The organism is Desulfonatronospira thiodismutans ASO3-1 (genome assembly GCF_000174435.1).
Lineage (GTDB): Bacteria > Desulfobacterota > Desulfovibrionia > Desulfovibrionales > Desulfonatronovibrionaceae > Desulfonatronospira > Desulfonatronospira thiodismutans.
Map to the genome: position 1 here is coordinate 763,629 of NZ_ACJN02000003.1, position 20,024 is coordinate 783,652.

General features: G+C 52.9%; 23 protein-coding genes. 19 read left to right on the forward strand and 4 right to left on the reverse strand.

Annotation, left to right across the window (positions count from 1 at the left end; translation table 11 throughout):
- The first annotated feature begins 245 nt into the window (after positions 1 to 245).
- The 9 genes from DTHIO_RS15385 to DTHIO_RS15425 all read left to right on the forward strand — a co-directional run bounded on the left by DTHIO_RS15385 (position 246) and on the right by DTHIO_RS15425 (position 7,451).
- A complete protein-coding gene (locus tag DTHIO_RS15385; RefSeq protein ID WP_008871181.1) occupies positions 246 to 584 on the forward strand; it encodes a c-type cytochrome in 339 nt (112 codons plus the stop codon).
- A gap of 108 nt (positions 585 to 692) precedes the next feature.
- Entirely contained in the window at positions 693 to 2,879 is a 2,187-nt protein-coding gene (locus DTHIO_RS15390) for a molybdopterin-containing oxidoreductase family protein (RefSeq protein ID WP_008871182.1), read from the forward strand.
- The gene (locus DTHIO_RS15395; protein WP_008871183.1) at positions 2,879 to 3,622 is read left to right on the forward strand and encodes a 4Fe-4S dicluster domain-containing protein; all 744 of its coding nucleotides are present in this window, start codon (positions 2,879 to 2,881) and stop codon (positions 3,620 to 3,622) included. The genes DTHIO_RS15390 and DTHIO_RS15395 overlap by 1 nt, the downstream gene beginning before the upstream one ends.
- A 4-nt stretch (positions 3,623 to 3,626) precedes the next feature.
- Entirely contained in the window at positions 3,627 to 4,334 is a 708-nt protein-coding gene (locus DTHIO_RS15400; protein WP_008871184.1) for a formate dehydrogenase subunit gamma, read from the forward strand.
- A gap of 152 nt (positions 4,335 to 4,486) precedes the next feature.
- The gene (locus DTHIO_RS15405) at positions 4,487 to 4,978 is read left to right on the forward strand and encodes a rhodanese-like domain-containing protein (protein ID WP_008871185.1); all 492 of its coding nucleotides are present in this window, start codon (positions 4,487 to 4,489) and stop codon (positions 4,976 to 4,978) included.
- Positions 4,975 to 5,637, forward strand: a complete 663-nt coding sequence (locus DTHIO_RS20045; RefSeq protein ID WP_008871186.1) for a TorD/DmsD family molecular chaperone — start codon at positions 4,975 to 4,977, stop codon at positions 5,635 to 5,637. Before DTHIO_RS15405 ends, DTHIO_RS20045 begins: the two co-directional genes overlap by 4 nt.
- 60 nt (positions 5,638 to 5,697) lie before the next feature.
- Positions 5,698 to 5,946 (forward strand): sulfurtransferase TusA family protein, encoded by a 249-nt coding sequence (locus tag DTHIO_RS15415; RefSeq protein WP_008871187.1) that lies wholly within the window; start codon positions 5,698 to 5,700, stop codon positions 5,944 to 5,946.
- A gap of 590 nt (positions 5,947 to 6,536) precedes the next feature.
- The gene (locus DTHIO_RS15420; RefSeq protein WP_008871188.1) at positions 6,537 to 6,938 is read left to right on the forward strand and encodes a rhodanese-like domain-containing protein; all 402 of its coding nucleotides are present in this window, start codon (positions 6,537 to 6,539) and stop codon (positions 6,936 to 6,938) included.
- 36 nt (positions 6,939 to 6,974) lie between these two features.
- On the forward strand, positions 6,975 to 7,451 hold the full coding sequence (locus DTHIO_RS15425; RefSeq protein ID WP_008871189.1) for a rhodanese-like domain-containing protein: 477 nt from the start codon (positions 6,975 to 6,977) through the stop codon (positions 7,449 to 7,451).
- A 144-nt stretch (positions 7,452 to 7,595) separates the two neighbouring features.
- Here DTHIO_RS15425 and DTHIO_RS15430 read toward each other — a convergent pair whose 3' ends face one another.
- Positions 7,596 to 7,865, reverse strand: coding sequence for a hypothetical protein (locus DTHIO_RS15430; RefSeq protein ID WP_008871190.1), 270 nt, complete (start codon positions 7,863 to 7,865; stop codon positions 7,596 to 7,598).
- A gap of 193 nt (positions 7,866 to 8,058) precedes the next feature.
- Between DTHIO_RS15430 and DTHIO_RS15435 the strand changes: the two genes are divergently transcribed.
- From DTHIO_RS15435 to DTHIO_RS15470, 8 genes are all read left to right on the forward strand, one after another.
- Positions 8,059 to 9,255 carry a YeeE/YedE thiosulfate transporter family protein gene (locus DTHIO_RS15435; protein WP_008871191.1) on the forward strand — a complete coding sequence of 399 codons (1,197 nt, stop codon included), beginning with the start codon at positions 8,059 to 8,061 and terminating at the stop codon, positions 9,253 to 9,255.
- Between the two features lie 21 nt (positions 9,256 to 9,276).
- Complete coding sequence (locus DTHIO_RS15440; protein WP_008871192.1) at positions 9,277 to 9,522, forward strand: sulfurtransferase TusA family protein; 246 nt, start codon at positions 9,277 to 9,279, stop codon at positions 9,520 to 9,522.
- Between the two features lie 2 nt (positions 9,523 to 9,524).
- Entirely contained in the window at positions 9,525 to 9,812 is a 288-nt protein-coding gene (locus DTHIO_RS15445; RefSeq protein WP_008871193.1) for a hypothetical protein, read from the forward strand.
- Between the two features lie 77 nt (positions 9,813 to 9,889).
- Entirely contained in the window at positions 9,890 to 10,111 is a 222-nt protein-coding gene (locus DTHIO_RS21500) for a hypothetical protein (protein ID WP_040418816.1), read from the forward strand.
- 79 nt (positions 10,112 to 10,190) lie between these two features.
- Complete coding sequence (locus DTHIO_RS15455) at positions 10,191 to 10,670, forward strand: hypothetical protein (RefSeq protein WP_008871195.1); 480 nt, start codon at positions 10,191 to 10,193, stop codon at positions 10,668 to 10,670.
- A 15-nt stretch (positions 10,671 to 10,685) separates the two neighbouring features.
- Positions 10,686 to 11,024 (forward strand): hypothetical protein, encoded by a 339-nt coding sequence (locus tag DTHIO_RS15460; protein WP_008871196.1) that lies wholly within the window; start codon positions 10,686 to 10,688, stop codon positions 11,022 to 11,024.
- 348 nt (positions 11,025 to 11,372) lie between these two features.
- Positions 11,373 to 11,912, forward strand: a complete 540-nt coding sequence (locus DTHIO_RS15465) for a tetratricopeptide repeat protein (RefSeq protein WP_008871197.1) — start codon at positions 11,373 to 11,375, stop codon at positions 11,910 to 11,912.
- Positions 11,913 to 12,089: 177 nt separating this feature from the next.
- Positions 12,090 to 14,522 (forward strand): spermine/spermidine synthase domain-containing protein, encoded by a 2,433-nt coding sequence (locus DTHIO_RS15470; RefSeq protein WP_144311547.1) that lies wholly within the window; start codon positions 12,090 to 12,092, stop codon positions 14,520 to 14,522.
- A gap of 70 nt (positions 14,523 to 14,592) precedes the next feature.
- Here the strand turns inward: DTHIO_RS15470 and DTHIO_RS15475 are convergent, their stop codons facing one another.
- From DTHIO_RS15475 to DTHIO_RS20050, 3 genes are all read right to left on the reverse strand, one after another.
- Entirely contained in the window at positions 14,593 to 15,204 is a 612-nt protein-coding gene (locus tag DTHIO_RS15475) for a tetratricopeptide repeat protein (protein WP_008871199.1), read from the reverse strand.
- 174 nt (positions 15,205 to 15,378) lie between these two features.
- Entirely contained in the window at positions 15,379 to 16,320 is a 942-nt protein-coding gene (locus DTHIO_RS15480; protein ID WP_208596428.1) for a bile acid:sodium symporter family protein, read from the reverse strand.
- Positions 16,321 to 16,368: 48 nt separating this feature from the next.
- Positions 16,369 to 16,755: an NfeD family protein gene (locus tag DTHIO_RS20050; RefSeq protein ID WP_008871201.1), complete on the reverse strand. Its 387-nt coding sequence runs from the start codon at positions 16,753 to 16,755 to the stop codon at positions 16,369 to 16,371.
- Positions 16,756 to 17,123: 368 nt separating this feature from the next.
- On the opposite strand from DTHIO_RS20050, the gene DTHIO_RS15490 reads away from it, so the two are divergent.
- Both DTHIO_RS15490 and DTHIO_RS15495 read left to right on the forward strand, forming a co-directional pair.
- A complete protein-coding gene (locus tag DTHIO_RS15490; protein ID WP_008871202.1) occupies positions 17,124 to 18,587 on the forward strand; it encodes a sensor histidine kinase in 1,464 nt (487 codons plus the stop codon).
- Positions 18,588 to 18,623: 36 nt separating this feature from the next.
- A complete protein-coding gene (locus tag DTHIO_RS15495; protein WP_008871203.1) occupies positions 18,624 to 20,021 on the forward strand; it encodes a sigma-54-dependent transcriptional regulator in 1,398 nt (465 codons plus the stop codon).
- Positions 20,022 to 20,024 lie beyond the last annotated feature (3 nt).

The window sequence follows — 20,024 nt, forward strand, 5'->3', positions numbered from 1 at the left end:
CTGGTCCGTGATTAATCACCGGTCCGTGATTAATCACTTGTTTAAATATATATTTTTTTTCATCAACACAACCCTTGACTCTTTATTTTAATAAGCATGCAAAAACAACTTGTTAACTGAGCCAAATTGGTTTAAATGCCGGATGGCACACTTAGTGCTAGTCTGAGAGTGTAGAGTTCCTGTAAATACGTTTTTTCAAGTAAAACCATGCAACCCAAAAGATCCAAAATTATAAGGAGGCAGTTATGAGAAAGTTGATTATTCTGGCTATGGCAGGGGCAATCTTTGCAACCCAGGTTGGAATCGGCCTGGCCATGTTCGATGGCAATCCGCGTCAGGGACGTTTCCTGTTCCGTGAACAGTGCCGCCCATGTCATATGGAAGATGCCACCAAGGAAGGTGCAGCCGGGGAATACCTGGGCCCTGATGCCAAACGCCAGGCTGAATGGGAAGAGGTCTTTGGAGACATTGAGGCTCTGCCCTGCTACGATGAATGGGATCTCAGCGAAGACGAACTCAACCACATCGGAACCTACCTGCATCAGGGTGCAGCAGATTCTCCCACTCCTGAAAGGTGCGGTTAACAGTCTACTTCATTCACCCGGAAGAACATGTTGCTTCCGGGTGAATGCTGCACAGAAAATTTAAGTGCTTACAATAATTCAAGCGACAACTTCAATGAAGGAGCAAATATGAAAGACGGCAAGAGTCCCATCAGCAGGAGGAGGTTTTTGCAGACTTCCATGGCTGCTGCCGCTGTGGGAGCCGGGATACAGAGCCCGCTGGTAAAGGGGCTGGTGCCCGGGGCAAATGCCGCAGGCTCTCGTCCGGACAAAGATATCACCTCTCATTATACGGCCTGCGACATGTGCTTCAACCGTTGCGGAATGATCGCCCGAAAAAAGAACGGAGTCATAAAAAAACTGGACCCCAATCCCAATTGCCGCAAATCCAGGGGGATGATCTGTGCCAAAGGCAACGCCGGAATTCAGCACGTATACAACCCGGACCGCCTGAAGCACCCGCTGAAGCGCAAAGGCAAGCGCGGAGAAGGCAAGTGGGAGAGAATCAGCTGGGAAGAGGCTCTGGACCATACAGCGGAACAGATGCAGAAAATCGCCGACGAGTATTCCCGGTGCGGCATCATGTTTACCCCTGGAGTGGATGCCCAGTCCAGGTTTGTGGAGATGTTCGCTGAGGTGTTCGGCTCCTACAACTTCACCAATCACGAGTCCCTGTGCCTGCTAAGCCGCAACAGGGCCTACCTGGATACTTTCGGCGAGGTGCCCACAGCGGACGTACTGCACAGCAGATATATAATCATTGCCGGCTCCAATCCCCTGGAGGCCATAATGACCCCGGACACCCCGGATCTCGTCGAAGCCAGGAAGAACGGCTGCAAAGTAGTTGTCTTAGACCCCAGGTTCACCAAGACCGCTGCCCTGGCCGATGAGTGGCACCAGATCAAACCGGGCACTGACATGGCCTTTTTCCTGGCCATGTGCCACGAGATAGTCAAGGGCGAACGCTTTTGCTGCCCGGATAATACTCATGGGTATGACAAGTTCGTGGAGCATATCAAGGACTACACTCCTGAATGGGCGGAAAAGGAATGCGGCATCCCGGCCGAGGATATAAAACGCATATCCAAGGAAATCACTGAAGCCGCTCCCAGAGCCATGGTCTACCCTGGACGGCGCAGTTCGGATTACAAGCAGTCCACCCAGATAAGAAGGGCCATGGCCATAGCCAACGTTCTCCTGGACAACTGGGACCGCCCTGGAGGGCTTATGGCCACCAGGGAAGTAGGGGTCCGAGGCTGGGATTACTCTCCGCCTTTCTACCCGGAAAATCCGCCTGACCGGGCGGATGCCGATCAGGTTCCCGGGTTGTTCAGCGACATAGGTTCTTTTCAGCTTCTGCGCGAGGCCATTATCAAGCAGGAACCCTATCCCATCAGGGGCTGGTTTTCTTTCAAGACCAACTTTCTGCAGACCGGGGCCAATCGCCAGAAAACTATTAAAATGCTTGAAAACATTGACTTTTTCGTAAATATTGACATCATGATGAGCGATACCGCCTGGTATGCTGACATTGTTCTGCCTGGCAACAGCTTCCTGGAACGAGAAGACCCGGTGACGGCACTGCAGGGTTCCTCTGCCTGCGCCTGCGCTTTCCTGCGCGACCCGGTAATAGACAACATGTTCGAATCCAGGCCTCCCCTCTGGATTCTCCAGGAACTGGCCAAACGCATGGACCTGGAAGAGCATTTTGATTTCACCATGGACGAATACCGCGAAGCTCAGCTTAGAGACCTGGAAGGAGCCCTGGAAATCATGCGCCAGGACGGGATCTACTTCAATCCCAGCCAGGCTTACGGCATCTATGCCGGAGATCCCCTGAAGACCTTGAGCGGGGTCAAGGAAATCTACAACCAGCGCTACGAACAATGGGGAATCGAGCCCATGCCTGTCTACAATCCACCGCAGATGCCGGACAAGGACGAGTTCCGGCTCATAGTGGGACGGCCGGCTTACTTTACCCAGAGCAGGACCAACAACGAACTGCTCACCGAGTTCATGGAGGAGAACACTTTGCACATGAACCCTGATGCTGCACAACGCCTGGGTCTTGAAGACGGCGACCTGGTGGAAGTAGAGAGCAGTTCGGGCAAGGGCAGGCTCCGCCTGGAAATTGATGGAGGAATTGAGAAGCAGACCGTGTACATGGTCACCGGATTTGGCTCGCTGTCTCCACAGATGAGCCAGATTTACCAGAAAGGGGCCAGTATCGCAGAGATACAGGAGGATGCCTATGATGAAATCTGCGCCAACATGGCCATGCATGAGACCTTTGTAAACGTAAGGAAGGTGAGCTGATGAAAAAGAAATTCGCCATGGTCGTCGACTCATCGGTGTGCATCGACTGCAAGGCCTGTATGGCCTCCTGCAAGGTGGAGCACGGCCTTCCACGGGGCTACTGGCGTAACTGGATCAAGGAGAAGTCTCCTGACTTTTCCATGGGCAAGAACACCTATGCCCATTATCAACCGGGGGGGTGCATGCACTGCGACAACCCCACCTGCGTGCACGCCTGCCCCAGTGGGGCCACGTACAAAGAAGAGGAAACAGGCATTGTCCAGATCAACAAGGATATGTGCATAGGTTGCGGCAACTGCGTGGTGGCCTGCCCTTATTCAGCCCGGTACCGCCATCCCACCTTAAGGGTCCCGGACAAGTGCGATTACTGCCAGGACCGCCTGGCCATGGGACTGCAGCCGGCCTGCGTGGATACCTGTCCCACCAAGGCCAGGGTCTTCGGGGATATCAACGATTCCGAGAGTGAAGCAGCTACCCTGCTAAAAGACAGAGAGTGGGTCCAGATAAACACCGAACCCGAGGACACCGATCCCAATATGTACTACCTGGCCGACACCGAGCCCATGGACTGGCCCGGGGAAGTTGAATACCCCGCAGCCCATGCCACCATGACCCGTCTGGTGAACCCCCTGTTCAAGGTGGCTGTAGGGCTGTCAGCACTGGGCGCTGCAGTCATGTTTATAAAGCAGATCACTTCGGGCTCCGAGACCTCCGGGCACGATGAAAAAAAGGAGGAGGCATAATACCATGCAGGAAAAAATGATTCCGCGCCACGATAAAGGCGGCATTTTCATTCACTGGTTCAATGCCGTTTGCTGGATCACCCTGACCCTCACCGGGCTGGGGCTCATAAACGAGCACTGGAACCCCCTGGGAGGCTGGTACCCGGCCATGATGCGCACCATCTTCGGCAGTCCGGAAATGCTTTTGAATGTGCATATGTACCTGGGCCTTTTCTGGGCCATAGTCATGATAATCTACGTCCTGGGGCGCATTACCGAGAGCCTGGCTTTTGCAAAGGAAGCCTTCACTCTCAACCCTTCCCGGGATATGACCTGGATGGTCAAGAAAAATATCCAGCTGACCATGGGTGACAAGATGCTCAAAAAACTGGGCATGACTACGGACATTCCGCCCCAGGGCTTTTACAATGCCGGGCAGAAGCTCTTTGCCCAGATATCCATCATTGCCGGGGCCATACTTATTGTCACCGGGGTTATCATGTTTCTTTCCACCATGGTCCTGGACAACCCGACACCCGTAGCCTGGTCCAGGACCATCCACTATCTCTTTGCCACCCTGGCCCTGGCCGGACTTATCGTGCACATCTATATGGCAGCCATCTCCAGGGAGGAAAGACCGGCATTCAAATCCATGTTCACCGGCAAGGTCCCTGAAAGCTATGCCAAACATCACCATGAACTCTGGTACAACCAGATAAAAGACAAGATATAGCAGCAGAATCCTCCACAGCTGCCGCAAATCTTCCGGCGGCTGTGGCTCATAAAACACCTCCTTGCCGACGACATCCGGCAACCCTGCAGGAAAGGCGACTGCCTTTCCTGCAGGTACAACCCCCTGAGGGCTGCCAGAAAAAGGGCTTAGCCATGAAATTTTCCAGAATCACTTCATTTGTAATATCAGTCCTGGCCTTGATGGCTTTTTCAAACCCCCTTCATGCCGCAGAAGAAAAAGTCTGGTGGGAAGACGCCGAAAAAAAGGCTGAAGAACAAGGCTACAGGCTCATAGACACATCAGAACTGCACAGGCTCTACAAAGAAGAAGCGGAGATGACAGTTATCGACAACCGCTATGAATACGAATTCAAGCATTCAACCATCCTTCCAGGTGCAGTAAACGTCCCTTTCCGGCCCGCTGAACGCAGCAGCCTGGATTCAGGTAAAAAAGAACAGCTCATAAGCGCCACGGGCGAAGACAAGGAGCGCAGAATCATATTTTACTGCCGCAGCTTCAGGTGAGTGCAGAGCGGCATTGCGGCCAGGTGGGCCGTTCGTCTTGGATATGAAAACATATACCGCTACAAGGCAGGCATCATGGCCTGGGAGGAAAAGTATCCGGAGATGGTGGAGACCCCATGAGCAATGACAACATCCTGCCAGGCAGTATTACCGGTCTGGACTCCGCCGGCCGGCAGCAGATCCTGCAGGCCGTAGAGCATCTGATTCAGGTGTTCTGGAGCCGTGACGGTCGCAAAAACTGGGAAGAACTCTGGGAAAACTCCATTTCTGTATGGAACGGTCTGCAGGGCGTTGTCTTCAAAGGCACTCCTCGCATTGCCGCATACTTAGATGAAATCCAGTCCCGGGGACAGAAGCCTGAGACTTTACAGGAGCTGGAAAGCGTCTTTGTAGAAACATTTATAAATACTCACGGCGGAGTCAGCGCCCCTTTGTACCATTCCTGCTACCATGGAGAAGAACAGCTGCTGATGCAGCAGCCGGCCCTGGAAATGCAAAAAAGGCTCAGCGAGGCCGGTCTGGAACCCCAAAACCCTGGTGAGCCTGTGGATCATCTCTGCCTGGAACTGGAATATCTTTACTTTTTGATGAGCCTGTACCTGCAGGATCCTGACCCTGAAACAGCCGCGGAGATTGCTGACTTCTCAGGCAATTTCATGCTGCCATGGATCCAGGAATTCATGCAGCGCATACCTGCGGATGCACCGGGTGCTGCTTTTTTTGCAAATACCGCCGAGGCAATGCAGGATCTACTGCAGCTGCTTGGAAGGACTTCCTGATTTTTCCGGGCTTATTAAAATCAACTGTTCGGTTTAACCGGTTCAAACTGGAGACTGCTCATGAAACTCCCCCCCCGGATAATCGCCGACAAAGTTGTGGATGCCAGAGGCTTGAGTTGTCCCCTGCCCTTGCTGAAAACCAAAAAAGCCCTGGACTCTCTGAAATCCGGTCAGACAGTTAAAATCATATGTACTGATCCGGGTTCAAAAGACCATATCCCTGACCTGGGTCTGCGCAACGGCAGCAGTTTTCTTGGTATGGAGCATTCAGACGAGGATACCCTTAGCTATTTTATCCAGAAAGACTGAGCACAAGTCCTGACAAAACCAGGCCCGGTATTTTCAATACGCAAAAGCATAAAAAGGCCTGACGACTCCGGGACGGACTCAGGGCAGGCTCAAACCATCCTGCCCGCTCTTGAAAAAGCTGCCCGGATGGCTGTCAACAATTATTTATACAGGTGTTTAATCACCCTTGAGTAGACATTTACATCATATTACTCTCACACAGATCTGTCTACTTTATACGCTCAGCACGGATTGCTCCCCTCCTTGGTTAAGGAGGGGGCGGGGGTGGTTCGCTCTAAATGACCACTTCCTATTCTAGTCACTCTAATGTTTATCTGTACCCTAATGAGTGCTTACAAATAACTGCAATTCCAAGAAATTATTTCAGCATATTACTCTCACACAGATCTGTAACTTTATGCGTGCAGCACGATCTGCTCCCCTCCTTGGTTAAGGAGGGGTCGGGGGTGGTTCGCTCTAAATGACCACCTCCATAGTCATATCCCGACAAAAAAAGTCAGGTACGCAAAAATGGCACATGTATTGCTTAATCATATGTAAACAGAATCATCTGCTCAACCGGCTAACCTTTAAACCCATGGAGGTGCTTCATGTACCAAAGGCTCCAAAAACTGGCCCTGCCCGGGCTTATCCTTGCGCTGGCTCTTTTTCTTGCAGCCGGCTGCGTCAAGGATGAACCCAGGCATGTCGCCGGGTATGAACCCGGAGAACCCATCCCCACTGTTGAAGTGGAAACAGATGTCCCCAATCCCTTTCACACCTTCGTAGGCATTGATTTTGTCAAACCCATTGTAGCAGACAATGTGCTCAGGGAAGAACCCCGGGATGACGTCATGCTCATTGATGCCCGGCCCAAGCGCCCCCGTTTTGACCGTGGTCACATTCCTACCGCCGTGAGTCTGCCTGACGGTGAATTTGAAGAAAAAGCTGAAGATGTCCTTCCCGAGGACAAGTCAACCCTTCTCATTTTCTACTGCATGAACCCTGCCTGACGTCTCAGCCACGACTCCGCCTGGAAGGCGGAAGAAATGGGATACGAAAATGTAGTAGTTTTCCCGGAAGGTGATGAGCACTGGGCTGACCAGGGTTACAAGCTGTGGACCATCGAAGACATTACAGAGCCTGATGAAGCCGAAGTGGCTGAAGCTGAAGAAGCGGCCGAGCCTTCGGACATTAAAGAAGGGGAATTCCCCGGATCCATAGATGAAGACTTCTTTGTGGAACTTATGGAGACTGATCCCGGCAGCATCCGCCTTATTGATGTAAGAGACGAGGACGAATTCAGCCGCGGCCATCTGCCCCAGGCCGAGCGCATGAATGTGGATGAAATCCGGGCCAATATGGATGAGTTCGACGACGAAAAACCCATTGTCCTCATCTGCGCCACCGGCGCACGCAGCGGTGAAGCCTACTTCACCTTTCAGGATCAGCGCCCTGAGCTGGATGTCTACTACCTGGATGCCAACGTATCCTATGGTGAAGACGGCAGTTTTGAAATCGAATAACACCGACCTCCTCCTTATAACCTGATTCCCGGGAGCAAGGCTCATGGCTTAAAAAAGCTGAAAAGCCTGCTCCCGGAAATCCACCATACACCCGCAAAGACCTCATCCCTGACCTGCCCGGTCTTCACCTGCATGGCAAATTCTCTATTCAACACTACAACGAAAGTTTAACTTCATGCTCTTCATGCCCTTAATGGTTATTTTCTTCGTGAAAAGTGATCTCCTGGGCTGCACGCAAAGTTTCTCTGCAGTGCTCAGCTTAAGCAGGATAAATTTCTCCTTTTCCCCGTCCAGAGCAGTTGATTGTGACAGCCTCCACTGCATAACAACCAGTAGCCATGCAAGGGTATTTACCCCAAAAACTGCAAGCTGCTGCCTCCTTGCATATACACGCTTATACAACTGTTTAATCATTAAACATCACCTTAAACACTTTTTATAACTTTTTTGACAAAAAATCACGGTTTATAGCCATAAACTCACCCTCAAAACCCATGGCATGATCGTTGCTAATTAGCAGACTAAATTTGTAGGTAAATTATCCGGCTTCAGGAAAAGGCCCTTCCAGGCTGCTTGACAAACCTTTAAACCCAAAAGGAGGCCCGTTGTGGCAACCACTTTTTGGAGCAGCTTCCGCGAGGAAGCAAGGAAAGTGTACATCAAGGTTTTCCAGAACAGCTGGCCCATATGGCTGGCGGCTGTCTTTCTGGCAATCCTGGCTCTCATGATTTTTCTCTGGGACAGCATGTGGGGAATCACCGGTGGATTCAGAAACTGGGGCGACAATTTTTTCTATCTCATCGGCCTTTATTCCGAACGACCCACTGAACCCTGGATGAGCAACATGTCCATGTCCAATATCGGCCTGGTACTGGGAGCGCTGGCCGCAGCCTTGATGGCCGGGCAGTTCAAGCTCAGGAACTCCTCCTGGTATGAGTACCTTAAAGGTATCGCCGGCGGGGGGCTCATGGGAATCGGGGCGGCCATAGCCTCGGGCTGCAACATAGGCGGATTTTACAATGCCATCGGCATGTTCTCCATGGGCGGCTATGCCATGATGATCGGGCTGGGCATTGGGGCCTACATCGGCCTTCGCATTTTAATCTGGGAAATGATGAACGTGCCCCAACAGTTTACTGCAGCTCCCCCTTCCAGGGAAATGCCGGGAAAGGCGTTCATAAACTGGGGGAAAATATCGCCTTTTGCCGGTGGACTGGTCCTGGTGCTTATTCTAACAGCATTCTACCTGTATTCCGTGCAGGGAGAAACAGTACTTGGAGGCCTTTTGTTCTTCGGTGCACTTATCGGCATCACCATGCAGCGTGCCCGTCTGTGCTTCGCCAGGGCCTTCAGAGAACCTTTTATGACCGGGGATGCTGAAATGGTCAGGGCCATAGCGCTGAGCCTTCTCATCTACGGTATGGGTTCGGCAGTAATCAAGTACAACTGGATCCAGCCCGAAACCATGGGTGTATTTCATCCCTTCTGGCTGGGCAGTCTTCTGGGGGGCATCATTTTTGGAATAGGCATGCTTCTGGCAGGAGGCTGCGGTTCAGGATCACTATGGAGAGCTGGTGAGGGGCATATAAAGCTTATCATTGCTGTTGTATCCTTTGCCCTGTTCAATTCCCTGGGATTTGCCTTTCTGGAACGCTTCCAGGTCCAGGACTGGCTGGGATCGGGAGTATTCATGCCTGACGTGTTCGGCTGGCCCCTGGCCCTCGCAGTATTCGTACTCATCCCCGTTGCCTGGGCTCTTTGGGCCATCTGGAATGAAAAAAGCGAAAAATTTGTAATATTCTAAAAACATCTAAAGGAGGACATTATGGACACTTCCACTATCAATGCAGACAAGGTTGTCGACACCAGCGGGCTGAGCTGCCCCATGCCCCTGCTTAAAACCAAAAAGGCCATGAAAGAGCTGTCAAGTGGCCAGGTTCTGCAGGTAATCGGAACTGACCCGGGATCCAAAAACGATATCCCCGAGTTCGGAAACAAGGACGGCAATGAATTCCTGGGCATGCAGGACACAGACGAGGGCAAAACCAACTACTACATCAAAAAGGGGTAACCATGAAGGAAGTAACCGTGCTTATCCGGGATCCGGAACAGCAGTACGAGGGATTGCGCACCAGCCTTGGACTTCTTCTGCATGCCACCGGGGTGAACATGGTCATGCTGGACCATGAAATAGCCCAGCTGGATGAGGCTTTTGAGGACAACATGGGCTTTCTGGATGAAATGGAAGGAGAACGCTATTCCAACAACCAGGCCAATGTGGACAAGTACGAATTCAAGCCCATTGACAAAGAAGGGATCTACGAACTGGTCAAAAAATCAGACATAGTTATTCCCTTTTAAAAGCTGCAGGGATGCTTTGCTGCGGATCCGGACAGGCTTAAACAGGATCCGCAGCCCGGCCCTGACATTAGAAGGCAGTGCTTGATATTAAAGGACCCGGAATCGAAAACCTCGTGGAGAAGAACATGAATACTTTGCACATTTTAAAATCTGAACCGGATGAGCTTACCAGATACATCGTAGATGCCGACTGCAGGGACAACAACTGCCAGACGGTGGAAACATTCAAGCCCGGCACGGACTGGGAAAAAATCGTGGAGCAGATCTTTGAGGCCGACAAGGTCATCTGCTGGTGGTAAAAGAATCTGAAACTGAATTTATACCCTCTGTTCTCGGCATCGGCGGCAATCTGCTCCGCCAAAGCCCAAGGAGTTGAAAATGGATATGGACAAAGATCTGGCTTCGGCCATGGTTTCTCAGCGCTGCAACTGCTATGACAGTGCCCTGGAATCCGCCAAAAAGGTCGTGGCAAAGGAAAATCTCCCCCCGGATCAGATCGAGGCCACCAGGAACATAGTCAAATCCCTGGGGGCCTGGTACTTCCGACAGCACTGCATGGAAAAAATAATGGAGTGCTACGACCTTCTGCAGCGGCTTCCCAGGGTGGATTCAGAAAAGACTTCTGATAAAAGCGATTCCCTCCGGGGCCATGAAGGATCATCCAGGCAGATCTGCACAGCTTTGAGCCCTGATGTTCAGGAGATATTCGAAGCCCTGGGACAGCTGGAAGAAAACAGAAACAAGGACGAGGCCGAACTTTTAAGAGAAGCAGTGAACCTGCTGATTCTCAAGTATTCCATGGAAGAAAGCATCCGCGACAAGGTGCTTAGCAAGGCTGAAAAACTTTTTTCAGAATAGGGAGGATTATCTGTTATGAGCAATGATACACAGCAGGGTGCATCCGGTGAAAAAAAGCTTGGCATCCTGGTGCGCAAGGACCAGTACCTGGACCAGGTAATAAACCTGGTGGAGGCCGCATATAAAAAAGGCTTGGAAACCCAGCTTTTTTTTACCGGAAAAAGCGTTATGCTGACACAGGACCCGGATTTTGCAAAACTGGTGGGCAAGGCCAACCGCATATCCGTCTGCGATGTAAGCTTTCGGGCCAATGAGCTTTCCGGGGAAGTTCCCGGAGTAAGCTTCAGGGACTTCGCCACCCAGGCCCGCAACGCTGAAATGGTCGGCGAGTGCGACCGGTATGTAGTTTTTTAAATTCCCGATTTTCCCTTGAAGGCAACCATCTCCTTGTTGCCTTCGACCTCCTCCAACCTCCTGCCTGCCGGCCCCTGAAAGCACAAGGGGCCGGCAACCAAAACCAGCAGGACTGCCTGAAACATAAGCCTATTGACTTTGAAAAAATAATTTTTAATCATTTCCAGCAAGGATGCTTATTTCCTTCCAGCGAAAAATGGTTGCTGAATCGCTCCCTTTTTTACATAACCGTACTGAAAACATGAACTTGCATCCGGGACCAGTTAATGTAAGACTTGAGTGTGATTTAACTGCCACTTGACAAGTCATAACAACCTGGACCCAAGCAGTCTTCCCCGGAGGCCATTAATGAATGAAACTCTCGCATCCTCCATGAGCCCGGCCTTTCTGGTGACAACATTAAGTGTTACTGTTGCCCTGCTGGCAACTATTGTCCTGTTCATAACCATAAACGAATATACCAGGCTGCGCAGGTTAAGACGCGAGTTTCAGGATTTCGAGGAAAACTGGAAGCAGGAGATGCAAAAGACCCAGAAAGCCATGCAACGGGTTGTTGCCAGTTATCAAATAAATGATCCGGATCAACGGATCAAAATACTGGAGTCCGCAGTAGCCATCGACCCCGGGGTCTATAACGGTTACAACGCCCTGGGCTATGCCCATCTGGATAAAGGCGACACGGCCGGTGCCGTGGATGCCTTTAAAGAAGCAATCCACCAGCACCCTGAGCAGATTGAAGGATATTGTGATCTGGCCAGGGCTTACCTTAAACAGGGCCAAGAGAGTCTGGCCAGGAAATACCTGGCCCGGGCCGAGCACATTGACGCTTCAGCAGTGCGCCAGGGCCTTCAGGGCGATGATTTTCTGGAACACCTGCTGGATAAATAATTACAACCTCCTGTAAACTTTTTTCAAGCCTTCCCAGCGCCTGAGCTGCAGGATGACTGGATCTGATTCTACTTCCCCTGCATTTACAAATCCACAATACTTCAAGTATCATGCCTTGCATGTAACTGTTCAGCACACTCTTCGCCTGCTCTCATTCTGATACCCGGGTGAAAAATCATGAAACAAAGAATCCCATACCACCTCATATCCGTACTTATGCTGGGGGTCATCTCCCAGATCGGCCAGGTTCTTCTTCTGCGGGAACTCTTGATGGTCTTTCACGGCAACGAGCTGTCCATCGGAATTATCCTGTCCGCCTGGCTGGCCTGGGTAGGCCTGGGCAGCCGCCTGGGAGCCCGGGTGGTGGACCGCTGGGGCCGTCCGGTGTTTCTTTTGAAAACCACTGCAGCAGCAGTACTTCTTCTGCTGCCCCTGACCATCCTGACCATCAGAACCCTGCGCGGTTTCTTTGATGTCCTCCCCGGTGCATACCTGACCCTGCCCGAGATGCTGGTCTCCTGCTTTATTGTCACAGCGCCCGTCTGCCTTTTGACCGGCTCGCAGTTTGTGCTGCTGTCCAGGGTATGGCGGGAAAGGGACAAAAGCTTGGACACCACAGGCGCAGGTAAGACTTACGTGGGCGAGGCCACAGGCAATATGCTCGGAGGCATATTATTTTCCTTTGTCCTGGTTCACCTTTTAAATCCCTTTCAGACATCCATGCTGGTTGCCGCACTTATGCTGGCTGCGGTAATGCTCATAGTACCTGCGCGCCCCAGCTTAAGGCCCCGTGCCCTGGCAGCAGTTCCTATAGTCCTGGCAGCCGCGGTTTTGCTCTTTTTCTCCCTGGATCACCTGGACCGCTTTGCCCATCAGATTCAATGGAAACAGACCGCACCACAGCACCAGCTGGTGGACACCCACGAATCTAAGCACGGCAATATCGCGGTTTTAAAACGCCAGGACCAGTACAGTTTTTTCCAGAGCGGGCACCTGATTTTCAGCACAGCCGGACCTGAAACCCTTGTTCCCGGCCTGGAGGGGCAGGAAGCGGTTAGCTTCGCCCACCTGGCCATGGTCCAGCATCAGGATCCGGAACGTGTACTGCTTATAGGCGGAGGGCTGCGGGGCACTCTGGCCGAGATACTCAAGCACCCGGTGGGTAAAATTGATTACATCGAGCTGGATGAAAAACTTGTCCAGACCGCTGCTGCTCACGTCCATCCCGGGTCTCTGGAGGTGCTGGACGACCCCAGGGTGAATCTCATGCACACCGATGCCCGCCTTTTCGTCAAAAGAGCCGGCCAGGAATACGACATGATCATTGTGGACAGCCCTGATCCAAGCACTGCGGCCATGAACCGGTTCTATACCCGGGAGTTCTTTGAGGAAGCCAGAAAATCCCTCAACCCCCAGGGGGTCCTGGTAGCCGGCACGGCCTCCACGCCGGACCTGCGGGGCACAGCCATAGCCAACCGCAACACGGCTGTTTTCCATACCCTGGACCGGGTCTTTTCCCATACCCTGGTGGCCGGAGACAGGTTCATGTTTTACTTTGCCTCAGATGATTCGGACCAGATTTCAGTGGACCCGGCCCGGCTGCAGGAGCGCTACACCCAGCGCGGCATTGAAGCCCAGGGATTCTCCCCGGTCCATTACCAGGTCCTGCTGGAAGAGTCCCAGCTAAGAAGGGTAAACTGGGTGGTGCGCCACCACGGCAGGAGTCCGGAATCACACCTGGAAGGACCGCCGTCGGTACCTGTTTCTCCCGGGCCGGTGAAGCAGCAGGCCAGGGCCCAGAAAGACCTGGATCCGGTACAGGACCGGTACTTCCTTAATACCGACTTTCGGCCCATCACTTACTTTTACACTCTCATGCACATAAGCGATCTCACCAGGAGAGACGGTGCAGACATACTCAAGCACCTGCTCCACGTGCAGCCATGGTGGATCCTTCCCTTTGCGGGAGCGACACTGTTGGCGGCCTGTGTTCTCAGATTCCTGGGGGCAAAGACCGGCACCAGACCGGACACCACTTTTGCCGTGACCGGATCAGCCTTCAGCACGGGTCTTTCCACCATGGTCCTGCAGGTGGGCCTGCTTTTTTCATTTCAGAATATATACGGCTTCATCTACGAACTGGTGGGACTGATAGTGGCCATGTTCATGCTGGGGCTGGCCCTGGGAGCCTTTATTTCCCATGGCCTTGGTCCGCGCAGGACCACCCTGGGCACCCTGCTTATGGTCCAGGGAATCATGGCCCTTCTGGCCGGACTCATGGGCGCAGCCCTGCCCCTTGCTGCTGCAGTGCAGCCGCCATGGCTCATCTTTGCCCTGTTCTCAGCCCTGACCTTTTCCGCCGGGCTCATAAACGGGGTCAATTTCCCACTGGCCGCCGGATGCTTCATGAAGCTCTGCCGCAGGCCGGAACATTCCGCCGGCAGGATTTACGGGGCCGAGCTTTTCGGGGCCTGCCTGGGAGCTGTCCTGGCCAGCGCACTCATCGCCCCGGTACTGGGCATCGTGGCCTGCTGCCTGCTCGCCGCCACAGCCAACGCCACAGCTTTCGCCGTACTCTGGATATCAAGAAGGGAAGAACCTTCAGGTTGACTTCTTGCAGGTACATCTTCCACAGGAGGTACTCAATTGTAGTTCCTGGCACCCCCTGACTGGTTACCATTTAATTATCCCCGGATTCAAACCCGGGCTCAAACTCCCGGGCCAGCTTCCGGGCTTTGTCCAGGTCCTCCTGTGAAAGCCTGGAAGCAGTCCAGCGCTTGTTTTCCTGGGCCTGGTCAAAACCTTTTTGTGCTGAAAGATAAAACCACTTGTAAGCCAGGACGTAATCCTTTTCCAAATTTCTGCCGTGCAGGTAAAAAAGCCCCAGGGCGTTCTGGGCCACAAAGTTGTCCTGTCTTGCTCCCTTTTCAAACCACTTATGAGCCCGGGCGAAATTCTGCCTGACACCCAGACCCTGGGAATAATGCAGACCCAGGTTGGTCTGGGCGTAAGCATTACCCTGCTCTGCAGCCAGGTAGAAAAACTCCATGGCCCGGTCATAATCTTGTTTTACACCTGATCCCCTGGAGTAGAGCTCTCCCAGGTTGTTCTGAGCCTCGTCACAGCCCTGCTCAGCCAGAGGCCTGTAAAGCTCTGCAGCCTCATGCCAGTTCCCGCTTCTGTAGGCTTCGTGGGCCTCCTCCAGGTCTGAGCACCAGGCATGCGGAACCCAGGCCAGCAGCAAGAAAAAAAAGACAGCTGAATACATGCAGGAACTGCGTGCATATTTCATTTTTATCACCTCATATTTTACTTGATGAACCTGTAAAAAATCTGGAAATGAATAATTCAGGAATCAACCTCGCGCATCGCGTGGTCAGCGTGACCTAACTCTTTTTTTTACTGACATCTGATTTCTGAAATCTGACCTCTGCTTTCTGACCCCTGACCTCTGAATTCTGCCCCCTTACTTTCCGGCGGCGTTTATCTTAGTCACCAGCATCCCTCCCACCAGCAGCTGCAGGAGGTGATAAAACATAAGGGGCAGAAGAATCACCCCCAGACCGGAATGGCCTTCAAAGATAAGATTGGCCATGGGTACTCCCGCGGCCATGGTTTTCTGAGGAGCGCAGAAAAGGGCGGCCATGGCATTCTGGTGATCGAAACGGACAATTCTTATCCCCAGCACAACCAGACCCAGGACCAGGGCCAGGAAGACAACCGAACCTGCACCCGCTGTCAGTGCTGCTTTTGTGCCTTCCTCCTCCCAGATGCCGTCCTTCCATGAGTTACAGAATGCCGCGTAGACAATAAAAATAATGATCAGGCTGCTTGTCGTGGAAAAGGTTTTTTTCAGGGCGTCCGCCACCCGGTATACAAAGGGCCTTAACAACTGTCCCGCCACAAAAGGCGCAAGAAGGAGCAGGGAAATATCCAGCAGTAACTGCCCCAGGGGCAGGGCCACCCCTCCGGCCTGAAGCCAGACGCTGACCCACAAAGGCGTGATGAGTATTCCGGCCACGTTGGCCAGGCTGGAATTAAACACCGCCCCGGCGACATTGCCTTTGGTCATGAAGGTATAGGCTACCGAGGTTGCTATGGTGGTGGGCAGCACTGCCAGAAAAAAGAATCCTGTGCGCATATCCTGAGAAAGCACTGGATAAGTCACCAGTATCATCCCCAGTGCAGCCAGGGGAATAAGCACATATATAAAAGCCTGAACGAATATATGCAGCCTCCACTGCATCAGTCCGTCCCTGATGGCGGCCATGGACAGAGTCAGGCCCTGGAAGAAAAATATAAGGACAACTCCCAGCCTGGTAGTGTTTTCGCTTTGAAGCACCCCTCCCCTGGCTCCGGGCTCAGGAAACAGCCAGGCCAGAAACACTGCCGTCACAAGGCCGACCATAAACCAGTTTTTTTTCAGCCAGTTCGCCACTGCTTGCCCCCTGCTTTATCAGTCATATTCATGGCACCTTTGTACGTGAAGCTTAAGCCCCCTGTGACCGGATACCCTGACCCAGGACCCGGCCTCTACAGGCTCGCCGTGGATACTTTTTGCGTTCCAGATCTCGCCTTTCAGTTTGACCTGACCCTCGGGGTCCAGGGTATTGACAACCCTGGCCCGCTCCCCGTGCAGCCTGGCCACCATGTCCGTGTGCCCGGGCTGCATGGCTCTCCTGAAAAAAGGGTAGAGTATCACGTCTTTGAACACCAGGATCGCCAGTACCAGCACCACGGTACTTACACTGATCCATTCCTGATCCCTTGCATGCATGAGAAGAATCAGGGCGATGAGAAATCCGGGCACCTGAAGTGCCACGTATCTGATTAAAGGTGTCAACAGAAAATGCTCTCTTTTGTATTTTTGTAATTATCAGTACCCTTCAATAAAAAACAGTTTCCACCAAAATCCCCCATTGTCAACAGCTGCTTGACCAAAGGCCGCTGACTCGGCATAAAGAATGCATTTTTGTCCTCCTGTCAATCGCCTCGCATAAAAAAAGACTTTCTACAGTCACATCTGGACAGCACCTGGAAAAATTTTATACCTTTTATTTCCAAACAACCACAACCTGCTCTTGGCTGACACCCAAACCTGCGACACCAGAACAAGATGTTTTTTTCTTCATCAACTAAGGTTGTCCTGCCGGGAAAAACAGGATACAAGTTGACACATGTGCAATTTTAGTCACGCAAGGTTAAGATAATATGTTTAAAAAAATAGCTTCCTTTTCCAGACTTTTCAGCCTGCGCCTGGCCCTGGTGGTCTACGTCGTTCTGCCCCTGGCATGCATTCTGGCCGTTACCGGCTACCTGGTCTTAAACGCTCTGGAAAGGCAGGTGGAACAGCAGATGCAAAACGACTTAGAACTGGTGGCCCGTTCCATCCAGCTGCCCTTAAGCCATGCTTTGGAACGCGACCGTGAGGGCAGCATGATCCAGGCCCTGGAGTCGGCCTTTGCCATCGGCAGGGTATACAGCGCAAACGTCTATGACAAGGACGGCCAGGAGATTGCTTCAGCCGGCAGAACAGACCCGGACCCGGAAAAGGACAAGCTGACGGAACTGGCCGCAGAAGGGGAAAGGCGCGGTGAATATGGCCACGTAGCGGGACGGGAGGTTTACTCCTATTTTGTTCCCCTTACAGACTCCGGCGGGCGTATAAGCGGACTGCTGCAGCTCACCCGGCGGGAAAGCGACTTCAAAGAGGACATAAGCGCCATCAGGACCAAGGGGGTTATGGGACTGGGAGTGGCTGTCTTTTTCATGAGCGCGCTGGTTTTATACGGCCACCACAAAGCCCTGGGAAAATACTTTACCCGTTTGACCCAGAGCATGTCCAGGGTCGCCGGGGGAGAGAGGAGGCATAGGTTCAAGCCCCAGGGCCCAAGGGAAATAGTGACCATTGGAGAACGTTTTAATTTTATGCTGGACAGCATAGAAAAAGCTGAAACCGAAATCAGGGAGCGCCGGCAGGCCCAGGAAGAGCTTCAGGCCAGGCTCAGGCAGGCTGAAAAACTGGCTGCACTGGGACAGCTTGCCGCCGGTGTGGCCCACGAACTGGGAACCCCTCTAAGCGTGGTCAGCGGAAAAGCCCAGAGAGCCCAGAGAAAAAAGGGGCTTCCCCCCGAGCTCAATGCAACCATGCAGGAAATCCGCCAGGAAGTGGAGCGCATGGAGAATATCATCAGGCAGCTTCTGGACTTCAGCCGGCGAAACGAACAGCAGAAAAGAAATGTCTCCATGAAACAGCTTGCCCGTTCCGCCCATGCTTCAGCGGAAGAAGAGGCCAGGAACACCGGTCATGAGCTATCCATCCAGGAGCCGGACAGGGAAATACACATCAAGGCCGACCCCACCCGCATAGAGCAGGCTCTGGTCAACCTTTTGAAAAACGCCCTGCAATCAAGTTCAAACGCCCTTGCCCGGATCTCCTGGGGAGAGGACAGCGGATGGGCCTGGTTTCAGGTGGACGACAACGGCCCCGGAATTTCGGAGGACATAAAGTCCAAACTGTTTGAGCCCTTTTTTACAACAAAAAGCGTGGGCATGGGGACAGGGCTCGGCCTTGCCGTGGTCCACGGCATCGCTGAAGAGCACAGCGGATATGTAGAGGTTGGGCAAAGCGATATGGGCGGAGCCATGTTTCGCATCTGGCTCCCTCTTTCTTAATCAAAAAACCGGGGAAGCCGGCCCAGGGAAAAGACCATGAACCAGGTTCAGATAAAGAACAGCAAATTGCTTATTGTTGAAGATGATAAGGGACTGGGGCAGCTTCTCACCGAAGAGGTCCAGGACAACGGCCTTGAAGCATTCTGGTGTTCCAGTGCTGAAGAGGCTCTTTCCATGATGAACTCCTGGAACCCGGACCTTGTGGTAAGCGACTTGAGGCTGCCCGGTATGGACGGACTTGAATTTCTCCAGAAAGTCCGGGACAACTTCCCGGATAATCAGCCCGATTTTCTTGTTATCACCGCATTCGGGACCATATCCAGAGCCGTGGAAACTCTCAAGGCAGGAGCCGAGGATTTTCTGACCAAACCCCTGGATCTGGATCACTTCATTCTTACTGTGGAGAGAGTGCTTCGAAACCGCGCCCTGCGCCTGGAAGTCAAGCAGATCAAAAGCCTGCTCAACTCCGACAGCTTTCATGACATGTATGGCCAGAGCAGGTGCATGCGCTTTCTTTTCGACCAGATAACCAGGGTGGCCCAGGCCGACGGTCCGGTGCTCATCCTGGGAGAGTCGGGTACAGGCAAGGAGCTTGTGGCCAGGGCCATCCACGGCGAAAGCAAAAGGGCTCAGAACCCGTTTCTGGCGGTCAACTGCGCCGGCATTCCCGAGCATCTCCTGGAAAGCGAATTCTTCGGACACAAGGCCGGCGCATTCACCGGGGCCAGCAAAACCAGGCAGGGACTCTTTGCCGAGGCCCACGGGGGCACCCTGCTTCTGGACGAGATCTCGGAAATGCCCCTCTTCATGCAGGCCAAACTGCTGCGCCTGCTGCAGGACGGCAAAGTGCGTCCCGTGGGGGGAAACCAGGAAGAGCAGGTGGATGTGCGTATCCTGGCCGCCACCCACAGGGACCTGGAAGAAGAGGTCCGCCATGGCCACTTCCGGGAAGACCTTTTCTACCGCCTGGAGACATTCACCCTGAGGATTCCTCCTTTAAGAGAGCGGGAAACAGACCTGGAACTCCTGGCTGAAAGACTCCTGCGCCGATTCTGCGTCCAGACGGGCAAAAAAATACAGGGGTTTTCACAACAGGCCCTGAACATCCTGGAAAAATATCATTTCCCGGGCAATGTACGCGAACTGCAGAATGCCGTGGAAAGAGCAGTAACGTTCTGCGACGGCAACGAAATTCTGCCCAGGCACCTGCCGGCGCGCATCCGGGACAACCAGTCCTCTTCCCAGGAAAGTCAGGCACATGTCTCTCAGCAGCTGTTCCAGGACCAGAACCTTCCCCCGTTATCCGAGGTGGAACAGCGCTACATCCAGCACGTGCTGGACAAAGTGGGGGGCAACAAGCGCAGGGCAGCATCAATTCTGGGCATAGGCAGGCGTACTCTCTACCGCAGGCTGGGAGAAGAGGTGAGCGGATAACGC